The sequence below is a fragment of the Arsukibacterium sp. MJ3 genome, from assembly GCF_000987765.1.
GTDB lineage: Bacteria > Pseudomonadota > Gammaproteobacteria > Enterobacterales > Alteromonadaceae > Alishewanella.
In genome coordinates this window covers 111,638-132,112 of sequence record NZ_LAHP01000010.1, presented here as the reverse complement: position 1 = coordinate 132,112, position 20,475 = coordinate 111,638, and the positions used below count along the sequence as shown (strand labels likewise).

Annotated in this window: 20 protein-coding genes; 6 read left to right on the top strand and 14 right to left on the bottom strand. The window is 47.5% G+C overall.

The features are described from left to right. Positions 1–67 precede the first annotated feature (67 nt). From lipA to leuS, 13 genes are all read right to left on the bottom strand, one after another. Complete coding sequence (gene lipA, locus VT06_RS09460) at positions 68–1,033, bottom strand: lipoyl synthase (protein ID WP_046554046.1); 966 nt, start codon at positions 1,031–1,033, stop codon at positions 68–70. Beyond that, complete coding sequence (gene lipB / locus VT06_RS09455; protein ID WP_235357403.1) at positions 1,026–1,619, bottom strand: lipoyl(octanoyl) transferase LipB; 594 nt, start codon at positions 1,617–1,619, stop codon at positions 1,026–1,028. The genes lipA and lipB overlap by 8 nt, the downstream gene beginning before the upstream one ends. Positions 1,620–1,753: 134 nt before the next feature. After that, on the bottom strand, positions 1,754–2,035 hold the full coding sequence (gene ybeD / locus VT06_RS09450; RefSeq protein ID WP_046554044.1) for a DUF493 family protein YbeD: 282 nt from the start codon (positions 2,033–2,035) through the stop codon (positions 1,754–1,756). A 153-nt stretch (positions 2,036–2,188) separates the two neighbouring features. After that, on the bottom strand, positions 2,189–3,352 hold the full coding sequence (locus VT06_RS09445; RefSeq protein WP_046554043.1) for a D-alanyl-D-alanine carboxypeptidase family protein: 1,164 nt from the start codon (positions 3,350–3,352) through the stop codon (positions 2,189–2,191). 40 nt (positions 3,353–3,392) lie between these two features. Next, a complete protein-coding gene (locus VT06_RS09440; RefSeq protein WP_046554042.1) occupies positions 3,393–4,229 on the bottom strand; it encodes a septal ring lytic transglycosylase RlpA family protein in 837 nt (278 codons plus the stop codon). Next, positions 4,219–5,343 (bottom strand): rod shape-determining protein RodA, encoded by a 1,125-nt coding sequence (gene rodA / locus VT06_RS09435; protein ID WP_046554041.1) that lies wholly within the window; start codon positions 5,341–5,343, stop codon positions 4,219–4,221. Before rodA ends, VT06_RS09440 begins: the two co-directional genes overlap by 11 nt. Continuing rightward, a complete protein-coding gene (gene mrdA / locus VT06_RS09430; protein WP_200897948.1) occupies positions 5,336–7,204 on the bottom strand; it encodes a penicillin-binding protein 2 in 1,869 nt (622 codons plus the stop codon). Before mrdA ends, rodA begins: the two co-directional genes overlap by 8 nt. Positions 7,205–7,206: 2 nt before the next feature. Then, complete coding sequence (rlmH, locus tag VT06_RS09425) at positions 7,207–7,677, bottom strand: 23S rRNA (pseudouridine(1915)-N(3))-methyltransferase RlmH (protein ID WP_046554040.1); 471 nt, start codon at positions 7,675–7,677, stop codon at positions 7,207–7,209. 6 nt (positions 7,678–7,683) lie between these two features. Then, positions 7,684–8,004 (bottom strand): ribosome silencing factor, encoded by a 321-nt coding sequence (rsfS, locus tag VT06_RS09420; RefSeq protein WP_046554039.1) that lies wholly within the window; start codon positions 8,002–8,004, stop codon positions 7,684–7,686. Between the two features lie 63 nt (positions 8,005–8,067). Beyond that, positions 8,068–8,718, bottom strand: coding sequence for a nicotinate-nucleotide adenylyltransferase (gene nadD, locus VT06_RS09415; protein ID WP_046554038.1), 651 nt, complete (start codon positions 8,716–8,718; stop codon positions 8,068–8,070). Continuing rightward, complete coding sequence (holA, locus tag VT06_RS09410; protein ID WP_046554037.1) at positions 8,711–9,751, bottom strand: DNA polymerase III subunit delta; 1,041 nt, start codon at positions 9,749–9,751, stop codon at positions 8,711–8,713. Before holA ends, nadD begins: the two co-directional genes overlap by 8 nt. After that, positions 9,751–10,224: an LPS assembly lipoprotein LptE gene (gene lptE / locus VT06_RS09405; protein ID WP_046554036.1), complete on the bottom strand. Its 474-nt coding sequence runs from the start codon at positions 10,222–10,224 to the stop codon at positions 9,751–9,753. Before lptE ends, holA begins: the two co-directional genes overlap by 1 nt. Before the next feature lies 1 nt (position 10,225). Next, positions 10,226–12,811, bottom strand: coding sequence for a leucine--tRNA ligase (gene leuS, locus VT06_RS09400; RefSeq protein ID WP_046554035.1), 2,586 nt, complete (start codon positions 12,809–12,811; stop codon positions 10,226–10,228). 132 nt (positions 12,812–12,943) lie between these two features. Here leuS and VT06_RS09395 point away from each other — a divergent pair, with 132 nt between their 5' ends. Then, positions 12,944–13,444: a hypothetical protein gene (locus tag VT06_RS09395; protein WP_046554034.1), complete on the top strand. Its 501-nt coding sequence runs from the start codon at positions 12,944–12,946 to the stop codon at positions 13,442–13,444. A 17-nt stretch (positions 13,445–13,461) separates the two neighbouring features. On the opposite strand, the gene VT06_RS09390 is transcribed toward VT06_RS09395, so the two are convergent. Then, complete coding sequence (locus tag VT06_RS09390; protein ID WP_046554033.1) at positions 13,462–14,298, bottom strand: patatin family protein; 837 nt, start codon at positions 14,296–14,298, stop codon at positions 13,462–13,464. Positions 14,299–14,447: 149 nt separating this feature from the next. Between VT06_RS09390 and VT06_RS09385 the strand changes: the two genes are divergently transcribed. From VT06_RS09385 to nhaD, 5 genes are all read left to right on the top strand, one after another. Next, the gene (locus tag VT06_RS09385; protein WP_046554032.1) at positions 14,448–15,932 is read left to right on the top strand and encodes a SulP family inorganic anion transporter; all 1,485 of its coding nucleotides are present in this window, start codon (positions 14,448–14,450) and stop codon (positions 15,930–15,932) included. A gap of 25 nt (positions 15,933–15,957) precedes the next feature. Continuing rightward, positions 15,958–16,812, top strand: a complete 855-nt coding sequence (locus VT06_RS09380) for a universal stress protein (protein WP_046554031.1) — start codon at positions 15,958–15,960, stop codon at positions 16,810–16,812. A gap of 80 nt (positions 16,813–16,892) precedes the next feature. Continuing rightward, complete coding sequence (locus VT06_RS09375) at positions 16,893–18,350, top strand: NAD-dependent succinate-semialdehyde dehydrogenase (protein ID WP_046554030.1); 1,458 nt, start codon at positions 16,893–16,895, stop codon at positions 18,348–18,350. A gap of 86 nt (positions 18,351–18,436) precedes the next feature. Next, the gene (locus tag VT06_RS09370; protein WP_046554029.1) at positions 18,437–18,832 is read left to right on the top strand and encodes a DCC1-like thiol-disulfide oxidoreductase family protein; all 396 of its coding nucleotides are present in this window, start codon (positions 18,437–18,439) and stop codon (positions 18,830–18,832) included. Between the two features lie 136 nt (positions 18,833–18,968). Continuing rightward, complete coding sequence (gene nhaD / locus VT06_RS09365; RefSeq protein ID WP_046554074.1) at positions 18,969–20,453, top strand: sodium:proton antiporter NhaD; 1,485 nt, start codon at positions 18,969–18,971, stop codon at positions 20,451–20,453. Positions 20,454–20,475: the final 22 nt, after the last annotated feature.

Genomic DNA, 20,475 nt, shown 5'->3' with positions numbered 1-20,475 from the left:
GGCTTGTGGAATTAATTAATTAGAAAGGCTGCAAAATGCAGCCTTTCTCGTATGTCGTCGTTCAGTATTAACTTACTTCTTCACCGGCGGCTTGGCGGTCGGCGTGATATGACGAACGTACGAACGGGCCGCAGGCGGCGTGTTTAAAGCCAATGTTATTAGCGAAATGCTTAATTTCATCAAACTCTGCCGGTGGCATATAGCGTTTTACTGGTAAGTGATGCTTACTTGGTTGTAAATATTGGCCAACGGTAAGCATGTCAACATTATGCTCGCGCAGATCTTGTAATACCTGCAGTAACTCTTCAGTGGTTTCACCCAGGCCAACCATTAAGCCAGACTTGGTGGAAACCTCTGGATGCGCTTGCTTAAAGCGTTTTAGCAGCTGTAGTGACCACTTATAGTCAGCACCGGGACGGGCCAGTTTGTAAAGCCGTGGTGCAGTTTCCAAGTTGTGGTTAAACACATCTGGTGGGCTTTTACTGAGGATCTCCAGCGCGACATCCATGCGGCCGCGAAAATCTGGTACTAACACTTCAATCTTAATATCCGGGCTGTATTGTCGAATTGCAGTAATGCAATCGGCGAAATGCTGGGCGCCACCATCACGTAAATCATCACGATCAACTGAGGTTATCACCACGTATTTTAGCTTCATATCACGAATGGTTAATGCCAGCTTTTCCGGCTCTTCAGCACTGGGTGGTAATGGCCGGCCATGCGCCACATCACAAAACGGACAACGCCGGGTGCAAATGGCGCCTAAGATCATAAAAGTGGCGGTACCGTGGTTAAAACATTCCGGCAGGTTAGGGCAGGCGGCTTCTTCACAGACTGAATGCAGACCGTGTTTACGCATTGCCCCTTTTATCTGGTCAATACGCTCAGAATTACGCGGTAACTTTATTTTTAACCACGCAGGCTTACGCAGCATTTCATCAGGTTCTGTTGGCAAAACTTTTACCGGAATTAATGCCATTTTATCGGCATCACGCAGTTTTACGCCTGGTTCCATACGAGCTGTTTTAGTCATTTTGCCACTCTAATCCTGTTTTAAATGTCAGTTCGGGCACGGCCAGTTGCCGTTGGAATATATTGCTTATTTCTGCCTTGGCCTGGCTGATAGTAAGCGGGCCACCAAAATCTTTACTTTGGATCATTTGCATACCGGCATAGCCACAAGGGTTGATCCGGCTAAAGGGACTTAGATCCATATCTACGTTTAACGCCAAACCATGGAAAGTACAACCTTTACGTACCCGCAAGCCAAGCGAGGCCACTTTTTTACCGTCAATATATACCCCTGGTGCGTCAGGTCGGGCGTTAGCGCCAATACCGTGTGCTGCCAGCAGTTCAATCAATATTTGCTCTAGCAGGGTAACCAATTGGCGTACCCCTATTTTTCGTCGTTTAATATCCAGCAGTACGTACACTACCAGTTGGCCTGGGCCATGGTAGGTAACTTGGCCACCTCGATCAACTTTTACCACCGGTATTTCACCAGGCAACAACAGATGTTCTGCTTTTCCGGCCTGGCCCTGGGTAAACACCGCCGGATGCTCCAGTAACCATAGCTCGTCGGCAGTGTGCTCATCACGTTGATCGGTAAATTGCTGCATAGCATGCCATACCTGAGTATAGTCATGGCTGCCAAGATCACGGATCACAAGTTGTTGGCTTAAGCTCACAGCTAACTCCGTTAAAAAACAGGCTGCATTATAGCCGTTTTAAGTGCTAATGCGAGTTCAGACCATTAAAGAACGTAACGAACCAGCGCTATTTTGCCAAGCTCGGTGTACAGCAATTCAATATGATCTTTGCTGGTTACTGTTACTTTTACCGATACCGAATGGTAATTACCTTTGGCGCTGGGTTTTACTTGTGGGCTGTAGTCGGTTGCATCGGTGTGACGACAAATTACCTTCATAACGTCATCAACCAGCTGCGGCTGAGCCAGCCCTAATATTTTAAAATTGAACTGACAGGGGAAATCCAGATAGAGATCAAACTTGGTGTCTTTTACTTCATTTGCCATACGCTTACTCTCATAACGCTTAATGCCGCGAGAAACGACGGCTTATTTTAATTGACGACCTGCTGATCATGAACGGTTATTGTCACAAACAGCTTTTAGTCTAACAAAAATCCCGGCAGTTGCCGGGATGTGTCACCGCAACGCTTTAAAAGTTTAGTTAAATTGCATTTTTACGTAATCAATCATCCGGCTGAAAAAACCACCAGGGCCAACATCTTCTAATGCAACCAATGGATACTCAGCAATATCTGCACCATCTAATTTTAAATAAATAGTACCGACAACTTGTCCCTTAGTAATGGGGGCAATAAGTTGTTGATTCAAGCTAACGTCGGCTTTCAGTTTGCCGCGTTGGCCGCGGGTAATGGTAATCGGTGTGGTTTGCAGTAAGCCTAACTGTATCTGCTCTTTGTCACCCTGCCATATACGTTGCTCGGCAAATTTTTCGCCACTTTGATAAGGTGAGAAAGTTTCAAAAAAGCGAAAGCCATAAGTTAGTAGTTTTTTGTTTTCATTTTGGCGAGCCCGCTCGCTGTCTGTACCCATTACTACTGACACCAGTCGCATACCTTCGCGGGTGGCTGAAGTAATTAAACTGAAGCCAGCTTCGCTGGTATAGCCGGTTTTAATACCATCAACTGCCAGACTACGATCCCATAACAAAGAATTACGGTTATATTGGCGGATATTATTGTAGGTAAATTCTTTCTCTGAATAAAGGGTATAAATGTCGGGTACGTCTTTTATTAACGCGACGGCCAACTTAGCCATATCGCGGGGCGTAGTATAAAGCTCAGCCGAGGGTAAGCCATGGCTGTTAGCAAAACGGGTGTTCAGCATACCAAGTCGCTCAGCATGGGCGTTCATTAGGTCGACAAAAGCGCCTTCGCTGCCAGCAACATGCTCGGCCATAGCTACACAGGCATCATTACCTGACTGAACCACAATACCTTTATTCAGATCGGCTACGCTAACCTGGGTGCCTACCTCAATAAACATTAATGATGAGCCGGGAAAGTTTTTCGCCCAGGCTTTTTCACTGATAGTGACTTTATCGTCCAGACTAATATTGCCGTTCTTCAGTTCAGTACCGATGACGTAAATTGTCATCATTTTAGTTAAACTGGCCGGCGAAAGTGACATGTCAGCGTTGTCTTCAGATAAAACCTTGCTGGTATCAAAGTCAATTAAAATATGGCCTTTAGCGGCAACAGTGGGAGCTTGCGGCACCACAACCTGCGCTTGAGACAGACCGATAAAACAAAAACTACTGATAGCAATAATGCTACTGGTGACGAGGCGACGATAACTATTCATGAGACCCATTCTTTTATTATTGGAAATAGCGAATTTAAATTCAACTGCATACTGTGCTGTCAAAAAAGTAGGCACCAGGATATTGGTTAGCTTTAAGTTTTGCCAACCAACTCCGGGCTTGCCGGTTATCTTTACTCGGACCTACCAACAGCCGAAAAATTCCATCTGCCGTTTGAATTTGCGTAGGTACGGCGAGTTGTTGTTCTACTTCAGCACGTAACTGCTTTAACCTATTGTTATCGCTGCTGGCAAAAATTTGAATAAAACACTGCTGATTGGCAGAAGTGCTGTTCTGCGCCAGCATGCCGGGAGATTTTATAAGCTCTACCTGAACTCTGGCTGTACCTTGTTGCAACATGCCTATTTTGTTGGCGGCTGAATAGGATAAATCAATAATACGGTCGCGATGAAAAGGGCCGCGGTCATTCACCCGGACAATTGCACTCTGGCCGTTATCCAAGTTAGTAACCTTAACATAAGAGGGTAAGGGCAGCGTTTTATGGGCTGCCGTCATGGCAAACATATTGTACGTTTCGCCGTTTGAGGTGAGATGGCCATGAAATTTGTTACCGTACCACGATGCGATACCGGCTTCCTGAAATGACGTAGCATTTGCTACCGGCGAATAATGTTGCCCAAATAGCTGATAAGGTCGGTTACCACCACGGCTAAGCGGCTCACTTTTTGGTGCCGGATCGGTCATTTCCAGAAGGGTCGGTAACCGGTTTGGAATGCTATCTTTTTGTTGCTGATAACGCCCGGCGTTAGGTTCTGACGGTTGTGATTGTGATTGTGGTTGTTGTGTAGCACTGCAACCGGAAAGCAATAGCACCAGTAATAAGCAAAACCATCGAACAGGCTGATCATTATAATGCATTGGCTAACATCCGTTTATGAGTACTGACCGACATTAACACCCCGAAAGCAGCCATCAGGGTAACCATTGATGTGCCGCCATAACTGACTAGCGGTAAAGGTACACCGACCACTGGCAATAAACCTGACACCATGCCAATATTAACAAAAACATAGACAAAAAACGTCAAGGTAAAGCTGGCAGCCACCAGTCTACTGAAATTATCCTGTGCCCGGCTAGCGATTAGCAAGCCCCGGCCGATAATAAATAAGTAAATGGCCAACAACAGCATTACCCCAATTAAACCAAACTCTTCACTGAGTACTGAAAAAATGAAGTCGGTATGCCGTTCGGGTAAAAATTCAAGCTGCGATTGAGTGCCTTGTAACCATCCCTTACCATCTATACCGCCAGAGCCGATGGCAATTTTAGATTGAATAATATGATAACCTGAACCCAGCGGATCGGTTTCCGGATTTAGAAAAGTTAACACCCGTTGCTGCTGGTAATCGCGCATTAAAAAGAACCACATTACCGGCGCGAAAGCGGATACTAACAATGCAATAACGCTAATGAGTCGCCAGCTCATGCCTGCCATAAACAGTACAAACACCCCTGACATGGCGATTAACAACGCGGTACCTAAGTCGGGTTGCTTGGCAATCAGCAGGGTAGGTGCTGCGCACATTAAAAACCCAATAATTAAACGCCAGATTTTGGGTGGTAAATTGTCTGCCGCAATAAACCAGGCAACCGCTAAGGGTACTGCTAACTTCATAATTTCTGACGGCTGAAACTTCATAAAACCTAAATCAAGCCAGCGCTGCGCCCCTTTTCCTACGTAACCAAACAGCAATACGGCGACCAGCATTAACAAACCCAGACTAAATAAGGCCAGTGCCCAACGTCGGATGGTTTGCGGGTTAAGCTGGGCTATCCCCACCATTACCGCCAGTGCCAGGCCTAATCTAAATATCTGGGCTTTCATCATCGTTTCACTTTGGCCGGTAGCGCTATATAAAATAACTAGACCAAAGCTCAGCAGTGTTAATAACCCCAGTAGCAATGGCAGGTCAATATGAAAGGCTGCCAGTTTTCCACTGCGCTGCGCCGGATTGGCCATAGTGCTATTCATTAGCATTTACTCCAGCTGAAAAATAATAATCCAATAGTTGCCGGCCAATCGGTGCAGCAGTGCTGCCACCGCCACCGGTATTTTCCACTGCCACTGAAAATACAATGGTGGGGTTTTCAGCTGGCGCATAACCAATGTACATGGCGTTGTCCCTATGACGCTCATCTAGAGATTCAGCATCATATTTAGCATCTTGAGCAATAGCGACTACTTGCGCAGTACCGGTTTTACCACCAGAGCTGTACGGCGTTTTTTTAAACGCCGTATGGGCAGTCCCTTTTAATGTGGCAACAGTGCGTACCATGGTGTCTGCCACTATTAGCCAGTTTTTTTCATCCACTACCTCAACGCTGCGTCGAAGTGCGGGCTCCACTAATTCGCTGCTGTAGTCGGTACTCAGTTCTGCCGCCATATGCGGTGTTGGCATCAGGCCTTTATTGACAATAACGGCAGTAGATAATGCCAGTTGTAAAGGTGTGGCTGTCCAGAAGCTCTGACCTATGCTCAGGGGTACCGTATCACCCGGGTACCAGGGCTGATTAAAACGGGCGCGCTTCCAACCGCGCGAGGGCATATTGGCACTGGCTTCTTCATGAATATCAATGCCGGTGCGTTCGCCAAAACCAAATTTGTGCATGTAGTCCGAAATTCGGTCAATGCCCAGCTTTATGCCCAGCTCGTAAAAGTAGATATCACAACTTTCAGCAACGGCGCTGTATACGTCTACCCAGCCGTGCCCGTTGCGGCGCCAGTCGCGAAAGCGGTGGTCACTATTAGGCAAGGTAAAATAGCCTGGATCCCAAACTCGGGTGCCAGGTTGTACAGTGTTAGTTTCTAACCCGAGTAATGCCAGGTGGGGTTTAATGGTCGACGCTGGCGGATAAATACCTTGGGTCGCCCGGTTAATCAGAGGCCGGTCTGGCGAGTTAAGCAACGCATTGTAGTTGCTACTGCTAATACCATGCACAAATAAGTTAGGGTCATAACTGGGGTTGGAGTAAAACGCCAACACGGCGCCATCACGGGGGTCCATTGCAACAATGGCGCCGCGTTTTTGTTGCAGAGTTTGCTGGGCAGTAAGTTGCAGCCCAACATCCAGACTTAGCCGGATGTTTTTACCAGATTGTGCAGGTACTGAGCGTAACACCCGAATTACCCGGCCACGGTTATTCACTTCTACTTCCTGAAAACCCATGGTGCCATGCAGTTGTTCCTCGTAGTAGCGTTCTAGTCCCAGTTTACCTATTTCGCGGCTGGCGGCGTAGTTTGCTATGCGGCCCTGCTCATCCAGTCGGCGTAAATCATCGGTATTAATTTTCCCGATATAACCCAGTGCATGGGTAAACAAGTCTGCAAAGGGGTAGTGCCGGCTTAAACGAGCCTCTACCGTAACACCGGGCATACGGTGTAAATTAACAGAAATAATGGCAACTTCTTCTTCATTTAAACGTTCTTTTAAGGCGATGGAATTAAAGCGTCGTTGCTGTCTGACTTGTTGTAAAAAATCCGCTTGTTGCTCTGCTGTTATTTCAATTAACTCTGCCAGTTTAAGCAGGATGTTGTTGATATCTCCCGTTTGTTCGGGTACCAGCTCCAGAGAAAATACCGGCCGGTTTTCAGCCAGTAAAATACCATTGCGATCGCTTATCAGGCCGCGATTCGGTGCCATCGGTAGCACTTTTATCCGGTTGCCTTCCGAACGAATTTGATAGTCCTGATAGGAGCGAACTTGTAAGTTATACATATTAAATAAAATAACACTGAATAAAACACACACTACTAGCATCGCGACCACTGATCTGCTGTTAAACAAGCGGGTTTCTGCGGCAATATCCTGCATGGGAATGCGTTTTTTCAGCATGTTTACTCGCGATGATAAGGATGATTAGTGCTAATGCTCCAAGCCCGGTACAAAGCTTCAGCCAACACTACGCGCACCATGGGATGAGGTAGGGTGAGTGCTGACAGTGACCACTTTGTTTCACTGGCAGCAATACAGGCTGGCGCTAGCCCTTCTGGCCCACCGATCAGCAACGCAATATCACGGCCATCCTGTTGCCATTGTTCTAAACGCTGAGCGAGTTGCGGACTGCTCCAGTTATCGCCGTTAACTTCTAAGGTTACAATGCGACTGCCTTTTGTTACTGCCGCCAGCATTTTTTCGCCTTCAAGCTCGAGAATGCGTTTAATATCAGCATTTTTACCACGCTTGCCAGCGGGTATTTCGAGCAGCTCCAGTGGCATGTCGCGACTAAAGCGTCTGGCATACTCGGTAAATCCTGCTTGTACCCAGTCGGGCATTTTAGTGCCAACGGCGATAAGGCTAAGCTTCATACCGGCTCAGGCACTCCAGAGTTTTTCTAGCTGAAAATAACCACGAGTTTCTTCCAGCATAACGTGAACTACTACCGAGTCTAAATCCAGTAGTACCCACTCGCCAGTATTTTCGCCCTCTATCCCCAGTGGTTGCACACCGATTTTTTTGCATTCAGTGGCCAGATAAGCTGCTACTGATTTGGCATGACGAGTAGAGGTGCCAGAGCAGACCACCATAAATTCGGTGACGCTTGATTTATCGCGCACATCTAAGGTTACGATATCGCGACCTTTCATATCATCAATTTTGTCTGTGACAAAGGCGACCAGTTCGTTCGTTTGCACCTATTTTCCTCTATATTGACTAAAAGGGGCTATTTTACCACAGTTTTCGCAGTGTCATAGCGCTTAGCTTTGATAGAGTTGTTGTTGCTGAATATAGTTCAGTACTGCCGGACTAAGCTCTGTAATATTTTGTTTTTTTTGCGCCAAGGCATGTCGTATAGCGGTAGCACTGGCGCTGAATTCAGGGTTGTTCAGCATAATAATTTTGCCGTTATCGGCCGTTCGCAGTGCTGATATATCTGCACCATATTTAGCCAGCAGCGTCGGGGTATCACCTTTTTCGCTGCTGTAGCCCGGGCGCCGGCAGACGATAAGATGACTCAGTGTTAAAATGTGTTGCCATTGATGCCACTGTTTGAAATAGGCAAGGGAATCCATGCCGATAACAAACGCCAGCGTGGTATCAGGCATGGCGTGTTTTAACAGCGCGAGGCTATCGGCAGTGTAAGAGGGGGTATGTCGTTGCAACTCTAGTGTTTGTAGCTGCATTTTAGGCTCGCCGGTAATAGCCAGTTTAAGCATTTCTACCCGTTGTATTGCACTGACACCCGGGCTGGCGCGGTGTGGTGGCAGGTGACAAGGCATCAGCTGTAACGCATCAAGATCACAATGCGTTAGTACATACCGGGCACAGGCTAAATGGCCCTGATGTACCGGGTCAAAAGTACCGCCAAAGATACCAATAAGCCGCTTTGTTGGGAGACTGCTAGTCATGTTGTTGCTGCAGGCTAAAAATGCGGGGTACCGGTTTAATAAATAAACAGATCAGATGGCACAAAGCCGTTGTTATATTGATTAATTGACCAGCCTTATACAACCGATCAAACGCGGCTAATTCTTGTAGTAAATAATCCAGGTAAGCAATGGAGAGCCGTTGCAGCGCTTTTTGGTATAAGGGCTGGCGTTTCGGCCAGATCGCCAGTTGTTTAAAGGCTTGGCTTATAGCTACTCCTTGCTGCTGACTGCGCTGGAGTTGTTGTAATTGCTGCACATCTTTTTGCAGCTGCCAGATAATAATAGCCGGTTCTAAATCTTGCTGTAATAGCCGTTGTAAACGATGCAGTGCTTGCTGGCTATCGCCGGCTAAAATGGCATCGCCCAGCTGGAACACCGTGAAACTAGAATGGTCGGCCAAAAAACTGGCCAGTATATCGGCATTTATTGATTGCTCTGGGTGTGTTAGCGCCAGTTTTTCCAGTTCTTGCCGGGCGGCCAGTAAGTTACCAGCGCTGTAATGTTGCAGCAGGCTTAAGGCATCGCTGGTTAATTGCAAATGTAGCTGACGAGCCCGCTGTTGCAGCCATTGTTGCGCCTGCTTGTCATCCAGCGGGTAAATGGCTACTTGCACTGCAGTAGTTTGCAATTGTTTAAACCAGGCTAGTTTACTCACCTCACCAAAACTACGCTGGCCATGTAACACCAGCACAATATCGGGCGACAGTGTTTTAGCTAATTGCTTTAACTGGTCGCTGGCAGTTGGCGGCAGTTTCTGGCTAAGTTCCAGTTCTATTAGCCTTTTATCGGCAAATAATGACATAGCGCTTAGCTCATTGTGCAGCTGGTCCCAGTCAAACTGGCCATCTAAGGTAAAACTGAGCCGTTCATGATAACCCTGGTGTTTCGCTACCTGACGTAGGGCATCAATGGCTTCAATTTTTTGCAGCGGTTCTTCGCCAAAAATTAAATAACAAGGTGCCAAGCCTTGCTGCATTTGTGCTGCTAATTGGTTAGCATAGAGCTTTTGCATTAACGCAGCCGGGCTAGCTGGCGGATAATCCGGTTAGCGGCTTGCTGGCGTAGCTCGCTGAGCAATAAATCCAGCTCGCGTGCCTTAGCCAAAGCCTGATTGGGATCGTCTTGATAATCACGGTACAGCTCAAACTGATTAAATGCCGGTTCAGTGCCAGGCATAATCAGGTAGTAGCCAACTTTATAAATTAATTCATACTCGGCCACCTGGCCACTGGGGAATAGCGACAAGGTACGCCGTTCCAGAGTGTCGCTAACCAGTTGAATAGTTGGTGCTTCTGCGCGCATGCTGTTAAGTAGCTGCACACTGTTCTGGCTTAAACGCTCACTGACCAGCTGAGCAAGCTCAGAATGTGCCTCGCTTTGTACGTAAATAGCGGGAAACTGGCTTAGGGGTAAATTACCGCGCAGGTGAAAACCACAACTGCTTATAGTTAATACCAATAATACCGTTATCGCTATTTTCAGCATCTTAGCTTACCACCAGATTTAACAATTTACCGGGCACGTAAATCACTTTGCGTACGGTAACACCGTCAAGAAAACGCTGCACATTGTCATCTTGCTTGGCGCTGGCAAGTACCTGTTGTTCGCTTGCCGCCGCACTGACGGTAACTTTGGCTCTTAATTTGCCATTAATTTGCACCACCACCAGCTTTTCATCTTCTATCATCGCCTGCGCATCAGCCTGTGGCCAAGGTGTTTGTTCAATGCCATGTGGCTGATGCATTTGAGCCCATAAATACTGCGCTACATGAGGCGTAATGGGATTGAGCAATTGCAATAAGGCTAATACTGCCTCGTGCATTACCGCCTTGTCTTGCTCATTGACCAGGCTGGCGCGTTGTAATTTATTACTAAGCTCCATAATGGCAGCGATGGCGGTATTAAACGTGTAGCGTCTGCCAATATCATCACTGACTTTAGCGATGGTTTTATGCAGCTCGCGGCGCAATGTTTTCTGCTCATTATTTAACGCGGCCAGATCTAGCGGTTCTGGTGCACCAGCAGTGCTAACGTCGTGCACCAGCGTGTAAACCCGCTTAATAAAGCGATGTGCGCCTTCGACTGCAGAGTCTGACCACTCCAGCGTTTGTTCTGGTGGCGCAGTAAACATCATAAATAAGCGCACGGTATCGGCGCCGTATTGGTTAATCACCTGCTGTGGGTCGATACCATTGTTTTTCGATTTTGACATTTTACTCATGCCGGCTGACAGCACCGGTAGGCCATCGCTTTGCAAAGTAGCCTGAGTAATACGGCCTTTGTCATCGCGCTCTACTGTAACATCTTGTGGCGAAAGCCATTGTTTGCCACCGTTGTCGGTGTCACGGTAGAAGGTTTCAGCCAGTACCATGCCCTGACACAATAAGCGTTTAAACGGCTCGTCGCACTGCACCAAACCAACATCCCGCAATAGTTTATGAAAAAATCGGGCATATAACAGATGTAAAATAGCGTGTTCAATACCGCCAATATATTGATCTACCGGCAACCAGTAGTTTGCTTTTTCCGGATCTAGCATGGCTTTATCATGATCGGGGCTGCAGTAACGGGCATAGTACCAGCTCGATTCCATAAAGGTATCGAAGGTATCGGTTTCATGAAAGGCAGTGGCACCGTTATAGTGGGTTTTTGCCCAGGCAGAATCAGCTTTTAGCGGTGAGGTCACGCCGTCCATCACGACATTTTCCGGTAATATTACCGGTAATTGCGCTTCAGGTACTGGCACTACCGAGCCATCAGCTAAATTAAGCATCGGGATAGGTGTGCCCCAGTAACGCTGGCGCGATACGCCCCAGTCACGCAGCCGGTAATTCACTTTTACTTCGCCTTTACCTAAGCTGGCGAGTTTGGCAGCAATGGCGGTAAAAGCGTCAGCAAATGCCAAGCCGGTAAATTCTGCCGAGTTTATTAATGTGCCTTTTTCAGTATAGGCGGCCAGACTAACATCGGCGGCATTGCCATCGCTTGGGGCGACTACTTGTTTAATGGTAAGACCGTACTTGCTGGCAAACTCGAAATCGCGCTGGTCATGCCCTGGCACGGCCATTACCGCGCCTGAGCCGTAATCCATCAGCACAAAATTAGCGACCCACACCGGTACTTTTTCGCCGGTTAATGGATGTACCGCAAATATACCGGTAGCGCAGCCTTTTTTCTCCATAGTGGCTAATTCAGCTTCTGCCAGCTTGCCGCCTTTGCAGTCTTCAATAAATGCAGCCAATGCCGGGTTATCCTCAGCAGCTTGGCGCGCCAGCGGGTGTTGTGCTGCTACGGCTAAGTAGGTGACGCCGTACAGGGTGTCAGGCCGAGTGGTGTAAACTTCTACTTCACTGTCTTGTCCGGCAATATTAAAGCGGATATTAGTTCCTTCAGATCGACCAATCCAATTTTTTTGCATGGTACGAACTTGTTCAGGCCATTCTGTCAGCTGGTCTAAATCGGTAAGCAACTCCTCGGCATAGGCAGTAATTTTAATAAACCACTGTGCCAGTTCGCGTTGTTCTACCAATGCGCCTGAGCGCCAGCCGCGGCCATCAATAACCTGCTCGTTAGCCAACACGCACTGGTCTACCGGATCCCAGTTAACCGTGGCCATTTTTTTGTATACCAGACCTTTTTCGTATAGCTTGGTAAAAAACCACTGCTCCCAGCGATAATACTCTGGCTTACAGGTTGCCACTTCCCTGCTCCAGTCATAACCAAAACCAAGCCGCTTTAGCTGGTTTTTCATGTAATCAATATTGTCGTATGTCCACTTAGCTGGTGCGGTTTTATGGTTAATAGCCGCATTCTCTGCTGGTAAACCAAAGGCATCCCAACCCATTGGCTGCATGACATTTTTTCCCTGCATCCGTTGAAAACGGCTGACCACGTCACCAATGGTATAGTTACGGACATGACCCATATGCAAGCGCCCGCTCGGATAAGGGAACATTGACAGACAATAAAACTTTTCTTTGCTGGGATCTTCAGTCACCTTAAAGGCGTTGTCTGCTTCCCATTGTTGTTGCAAAGCGGTTTCAATCTGCTGCGGGTCATATTGTTGTTGCATTTACATCATCCACGATAAAGTTCTGGCAGGGCCGGCAAGGCCGGAAAAAGTAGCTATAGCATACCGCAGCACGGATTTGACAACAATAAGCAAGCACGTTGTCTATACTGGAAATAATAACAAGGAGAGCATATGAGTGATTTTTACAAAAAATATCAACAATGGTTAGCTGAATTTAATCAGAATTTGCAGCAAAACCCCGATAATTACGACAACCAGTTGGTTAAGTTTGTAGATACTCTTAAGCAATATATTAAAGCCGGGCAGGAGTTAAGTGCTTATGAAACCCGCCTATTTATTGAAACGTTAAAGCGCCAATGGCAAGAGCAGCAAGCCGAACAGGACAAAGCAGCAAGCGACAACATTACACCAGAGCAAACCGCGCCCTCGCTATGGCCAGAAGCGTTATGGCAGGAGCTAAGCGGCATTACTGATAAGACCCAGTTGGAGTGGCAGGAGTTAATTCAGGACTTTAAACATCAGGGCGTTTACTATCAGGGTGAAATGGTCGGCATGGGGCGTTATCGCTGTAGCAATTGTTACCAGCATATTGACTACACCCATCCAGCTGAATTGTTGCCATGCAGTGCCTGCGCTGGGCTACAGTTTTATCGAGAAGGTTTGCCGGTGTAGTGTGTTATTAAACTTATTTAGCGGCCTAAATGACGTATTGCTGCCATTAAACCCGCCTGATAGCCTTGCTCCAAAATAGCGGGTTCAAGGGTAAAACGGCCAACAGTAAAGTCTGCCGGTGGTGCAATGAGTTGCAGCGTGCAATCGGCCGGCGGCGCTGCAATAAAATCTAAGGTGTTATTGTAATGCTCTGCCCGGGCTAACACCGCAGCATATAGCGCCGGATGGTGTTTAAAGAACGGTTTTAATAGCACCGGTAAGCGGCTTTGCTTTTTTCGATAGCCTAAAGGTTTGGATAAAATAACGGTAATATGGCGTGCGCCTTGCTGATAGGCTTTAATTACCGGGATAGCGTCGGCAAGACCACCGTCGGTCATGGCTTGTTGATTAACTTCAGGGAAATCGCGATAAGCCAACGGAATGGCGCAGGACGCCGGGAAAACCTGATGTAAATTGTCGGAGGTTACTTCGATATAACAGGCTTTACCGCTTGATACACTGGTAGTTACCGCAAAAAGCGGGGTATTGCGGCTAAGGTAGTGAGCCATATTTAACGGTACTTCATCAAAAGAGGCATGCCATAGCCAACTTACATCACAAAAATGGCCACCCTTTAAATAGCGGCGCCAATTGATAAACTCGGCCCGCCTGGCGTGATCAAGCAAAATAGTCCGGCTGCGGCCAAGATCGCCTGCCAGGTAACCAATCAGGTTAGTGGAACCGGCTGATACGCCGATAGCAAAGTTGAAGGGCTGATGTTGTTGCGCTAAAAAGCCATCCAGCACGCCGGCAGCAAAAATACCGCGCATGGCACCACCTTCAACAACTAACGCGCTTTTTCCCTGCGTATCCATCAAACCCCCTGTTAAGTGTTCACCATGCTAACACGCTGGCCGCCCGTTAGACTGGTTAAATGGCGTGTAAACTACTATAATGCCGGCCTGCTTTTTGCATTCTGGCAACGCCTGTGCTGAATATCTAAAATTAACCTGTTGGACATTACATGATTACATCTTTGAAGCAGCATTGGCTCTCGAATATTAAGGGCGACATACTATCGGCTATGGTAGTTGCACTTGCCTTGATACCCGAAGCCATTGCTTTCTCAATTATCGCCGGAGTTGATCCTAAAGTCGGCTTATATGCTTCTTTTGCCATTTGCGTCATTATTGCTTTTGTTGGCGCGCGCCCAGCCATGATTTCTGCTGCAACCGGCGCCATGGCATTGCTGATGATTACCCTGGTTAAAAATCATGGCTTAGAATATCTGTTAGCGGCTACTTTGCTCTGCGGTGTTATTCAAATAGTGCTTGGTTTATTTAAATTAGGCGATTTAATGCGTTTTGTCTCGCGTTCGGTGGTTACTGGTTTTGTTAATGCCCTGGCTATACTGATTTTTATGGCTCAGTTGCCGGAATTAAGTGGCAGTTACGGCACGGTAACGGTGTATGGCATGACGGCGCTGGGCCTGGCTATTATATACTTGTTTCCTTATCTGACTAAAGCCGTGCCCTCGCCACTGGTCTGCATTATTGTGTTAACGGCACTGGCACTGTATTTTGACATCGATATTCGTACTGTGGCCGACATGGGCGAATTACCCGACAGCCTGCCTATTTTCCTCTGGCCGGAAGTGCCGTTAAATTTTGAAACGCTGCAAATTATCTTTCCATACTCATTAGCACTGGCCGTGGTGGGTATTCTGGAATCGTTAATGACTGCAACCATAGTGGATGATTTAACGGACACCAGCAGTAATAAAAACCGCGAATGTGTGGGGCAAGGGGTCGCTAATATTGGTTCAGGTTTAATTGGTGGTATGGCCGGCTGTGCGATGATTGGTCAGTCTATTATTAACGTTAAGTCGGGCGGGCGAACCCGTTTATCAACCTTGTTAGCCGGGGTGCTTTTACTCATTATGGTGGTATTTTTAGATAAATGGGTAGGGCTGATCCCCATGGCGGCGTTAGTGGCGATTATGATCATGGTATCTATTGGTACTTTTAGCTGGTCGTCGGTAAAAGATTTACGGAAAAACCCAAAAAGCTCATCAATTGTGATGATCATGACGGTTATTGTGGTAGTGGCGACGCATAACCTGGCTTATGGTGTGTTGGTTGGGGTGTTGTTAAGTGCCTTGTTTTTTGCCAACAAAGTTGGCCAAATTTTGTTTATCGGCTCTACGCTTGCCGCCGATGGTCATCAGCGTGATTATCAGGTGGTAGGGCAAGTGTTTTTCACTTCTGCAGAGCGTTTTATTGCGGCGTTTGATTTTAAAGAAGCGGTAGAAAACGTCACAATTGATTTAAGCCGGGCACATTTTTGGGATATTACTGCCATTAGCTCGCTGGACAAGGTGGTGCTGAAATTCCGGCGCGAGGGTACTGCAGTTGAATTAGTTGGTTTAAACGAAGCAAGTGCTACCCTGGTAGACAAATTTGCAGTACATAATCAACCCGATGCGGTAGCAAAGCTGATGGGGCATTAATCCAAGGCAACAGAAGAGAATAACAATGACAATAAAAGTAATGGCCGCTATCGATGCCTCACCTTATGCCGAAGCCGTATGTGATTATGCTGTTTGGGCAGCAAAACGGTTAGCGGTGCCGATGGCGGTGATTCATGTGCTGGATAAGGCTCAGCATACGCATACTCCCGATTTAAGTGGCAGCATAGGCCTGGGTTCGCAAGAAGTGCTATTGCAACAGTTAGCCGAATTGGACGAGAAACACGGCAAGCTGGCGATGGAACGCGGCCGCTTAATCCTTGACGCGGCAAAAAGCCGGGCCGAGCAAGCTGGCGTAAATGGGGTAGATGAACGGTTACGCCACGGTACTCTGGTTGAAACATTAGTTGAGTTGGAAGACGAAACCCGTTTACTGGTAATGGGAAAGCGCGGCTTTAGTAGCGCCGATGCGCATGGCCACATGGGTTTACATGTTGAGCAGGTTATTCGCAATTTACATAAACCCATTTTGTTAACGCAGCAACGCTATCAAGAACCGCAACGGATAATGCTGGCTTATGATGGCAGTGCAACCGCGTTTAAAGGCTTAGAGATGCTGGCCGCCAGCCCACTTTGCAAAGGTTTGCCGGTACATCTGGTAATGGCTGGCGCCAACGTTGAGGCGGCGCAGCAGCAGGTTGAAACCGCAGCCGATATTCTGCGTATTGCTGGATTTAATCCTAACGTTGCTATTGTTGCAGGTGAACCTGATGAGGTATTAAACCAGTATCAGCAGGAGCATCACATTGACCTAATGGTTATGGGGGCCTATGGTCACTCCAGGATCCGCCAGTTTATTGTCGGCAGTACCACCACTGCCATGATAAGCAAAGCTAAATGTTCCTTGTTAATTCTTCGCTAAAACCTAAACCGGCTTGCTATCTGTCGGTTTAGTGCCTTATAGCCTGCAAAGATAACGCGGTATTCGATTAAGGAGGTGTTATGACCACATTAAACGATCAGGGTTTATTAAAAAGTGCATCTTATTGGCAAGGAGCGTGGCACCCGGCAGCAGAACATTTTGCCGTAACCAACCCGGCCAATGGCGACGTTATTGCTAAGGTGGCGAATGCCAGCCCGGCAGATGCTGAACAAGCCGTTACGGCAGCAGCAGCAGCTTTTGCTGGTTGGTCCGCCTTGCCTGGGGCTGAGCGCGCCAGCATGTTAATGCGTTGGCATCAGTTGATGCTGCAGCATCAGGATGACTTAGGCCTGATATTAACGCTGGAGCAAGGCAAGCCACTGGCCGAAGCCAAAGGTGAAATTGCATATGGCGCCTCGTACTTGCAATGGTTTGCTGAAGAAGCGAAGCGCGTATACGGCGACACTATTCCTGCCCAAGCCAATAATCAACGGATTGTGGTGCTAAAACAACCAGTAGGGGTGGTAGCGGCCATTACACCATGGAATTTCCCCAATGCCATGATTGCCCGTAAAGCTGCGGCTGCTCTTGCTGCAGGCTGTACCTTCGTGGTTAAACCTGCGCAACAAACGCCGTTGTCGGCGTTGGCTATGGCTGAATTGGCTCAGCGAGCGGGTATTCCTGCCGGCGTATTTAATGTTGTGGTAAGTACTGACGCGGCCGGTATTGGTAACGTGCTAACTCAGGATAAGCGGGTGGCAAAGTTTAGTTTTACCGGTTCCACCAAAATTGGTAAACAGTTAGCAAAGCAATGCGCTGATAGCGTTAAGCGGGTGTCGATGGAGCTGGGTGGTAATGCACCATTTATTGTGTTTGCTGATGCCAATCTGGATGCTGCGGTTAGCGGTTTAATGGCCTCTAAGTTTCGAAATGCCGGCCAAACCTGCGTTTGTACCAACCGGGTGCTGGTGCAACAAAGTGTATTGGCGGCCTTTACTGCAAAGTTGCAGCAAGCAATGACAAACTTAACCCTGGGGGACGGTACCACAGCGGGAGTAAACATTGGCCCGCTAATCAGTGATGATGCCTGCAATAAAGTAGATGAGCTAGTTAGAGCAGCCGTTAAGCAAGGGGCGCAGCTGCACTGCGGCGGTGAGCGCCAATCGTTAAATAGTTTATTTTATTTGCCGACCGTAATTACTAACGTCACCAGCAACATGACATTGGCACAAGAAGAAATTTTTGGCCCGGTGGTGGCCATTCAATGTTTTAGTGATGAAGCGCAAGCTATTAGTCTGGCCAACGCTACTGAATATGGTTTGGCCGCTTATTTTTACAGTCGTGACATTGGCCGGGTATGGCGGGTAGCAGAAGCACTGCAATTTGGTATGGTTGGGGTGAACGAGGGCATTATTTCTAATGCAGCTGCACCTTTTGGCGGTGTTAAGCAGTCAGGATATGGTCGTGAAGGCTCACAATATGGTCTTAACGATTATCTGGACATCAAATATCTGTGTTTTGGTGGTTTAGACAACTAATATCAACCATGCAGATTGCAGATTGCAGATTGCAGGCGGCTGGCAGGTGAACGAGAGTAAGGGCGACAAAACATGGCATTAAGCTTATGACTACTGCAGCAGATAGTAGCAATGACATTATGCTTATTTTTGATGGCGATTGTCCACTTTGCCGCAACTATAGCCAGGCAGTAAGGATCCGCCAGAGTCTGGGCCAGTTGCACTTAGTTAATGCCAGAAATGATGCGGCTATGCGCAGTGAACTGCAACGTCGGCAACTGGATATTGATCAAGGTATGGTGCTGAAGCTGGGTGATAACTGGCATCACGGTGCCGAGGCTGTGCAAATGCTTGCCATGATTAGCAGCCGCAGTGGCTTGTTTAACCAGTTTCACTATTGGTTGTTTAAATCGCCTGGTCGAACCAAGTTAATGTATCCATTTCTGCGAGCTTGCCGCAACGCGTTATTAACGTTGCTAGCGAAAACCAAAATCAATCAGTAGCCGGCAATATTGTTACGCTGTATTGCCGCTATACAGCTGCCTTTATTGTGAAGCAACCCCAGCTTCAGTATGTTTGAGCTAAGTTAGCCAATTATTGTTATGAAGTTTGGTTTATACTATGCGCCCATCATTTTCCATGTTCTATTTGTTCAACCCAGAGGGTAAAACCGTGAAGCAGTTCCTGCTGTGCTTTTTTCTTTTAGCAGGGTTTTCTCCTGCGGCGTTTGCTACAACCGGAAGCCTTGATCTAACATTGGCGCCAGTCGGCATTATTTCGTTGGCGCTGTTTGTGCTGGCATATATGTTGGTAATGGCAGAGGAAAAACTTCATCTACGTAAATCTAAGCCAGTACTGGTAGCCGCGGGTATTATCTGGGCGTTAATTGCCTGGCGCTATATGCAAGATGGCATTCCAGGTGTTACTGCCGAGGCGTTTCGTCATACCTTGCTTGAATTTTCTGAATTAATGCTGTTTCTACTGGTGGCAATGACGTACATCAACGCACTGGAAGAGAGACGGCTGTTTGATGCACTGCGCGCCTGGATGATCCGCCGTGGTTTTAGCTACCGCACCTTGTTCTGGATCAGTGGCGTGCTGGCTTTTGTTATTTCGTCTTTTGCCAATAATATGACTACCGCCATGCTGATGTGTGCAGTGGTAATGAAAGTAGCTGAAGGTGACAAGCGCTTTATTAACCTGACTTGCGTTAACATTGTGGTAGCCGCTAATGCTGGTGGTGCCTTTATTCCGTTTGGTGACATTACCACGCTGATGGTCTGGCAGGCCGGCATTATTACCTTTAATGAGTTTTTCACCTTGTTTGTTCCGGCTGTTGTGAATTATCTGGTACCGGCGATTATTATGAGCTTTTTTGTCGAGCGGCGTTACCCGGCAGCGTTACAGGAAGACGTTGAGCTAAAACGTGGTGCACTGCGAATTTTAACGTTATTTTTGGCAACGATTGCCATTGCTGTGTTGTACCATTCCTGGTTAGATTTACCGCCGGTACTGGGCATGATGACTGGCCTGGGGCTGCTGCAGTTTTTCGGTTACTTTTTGCGTAAAACGCTGCCCGGTTCACTGGCGCGCAAGCGTGCTATGGCCGAAAGGTATGGTGATACTGAACGTTTAAGGGCATTGGGTAACATTGTGCCATTTGATGTGTTTAGCCGTATCGCCCGCGCCGAATGGGACACCTTACTGTTTTTCTACGGGGTGGTCGTCTGCGTGGGTGGCCTGGGGTATATCGGTTATCTGGAAATGTTATCAACTGGGTTGTATGGGGGCGGTAATCATACTTCAGCCAATATTATTTTAGGTTTAATGTCGTCGGTAGTGGATAACATTCCGGTCATGTTTGCGGTATTAACCATGCAGCCTGATATGTCACATGGCCAGTGGTTATTAATTACCTTAACTGCCGGGGTCGGTGGTAGCCTGTTATCCATTGGTTCAGCGGCCGGTGTGGCGTTAATGGGCCAGGCGCGAGGCTACTATACCTTTGTGGGTCATTTAAAATGGGCACCGGTTATTTTGCTTGGTTATGCCGCAAGTGTGCTTACACATCTGTATTTAAATGCCGAATTATTTGAAATATTTGGGCGTCCTGGCGGGCATTAAAACCAGTAACAATTGTAACAAT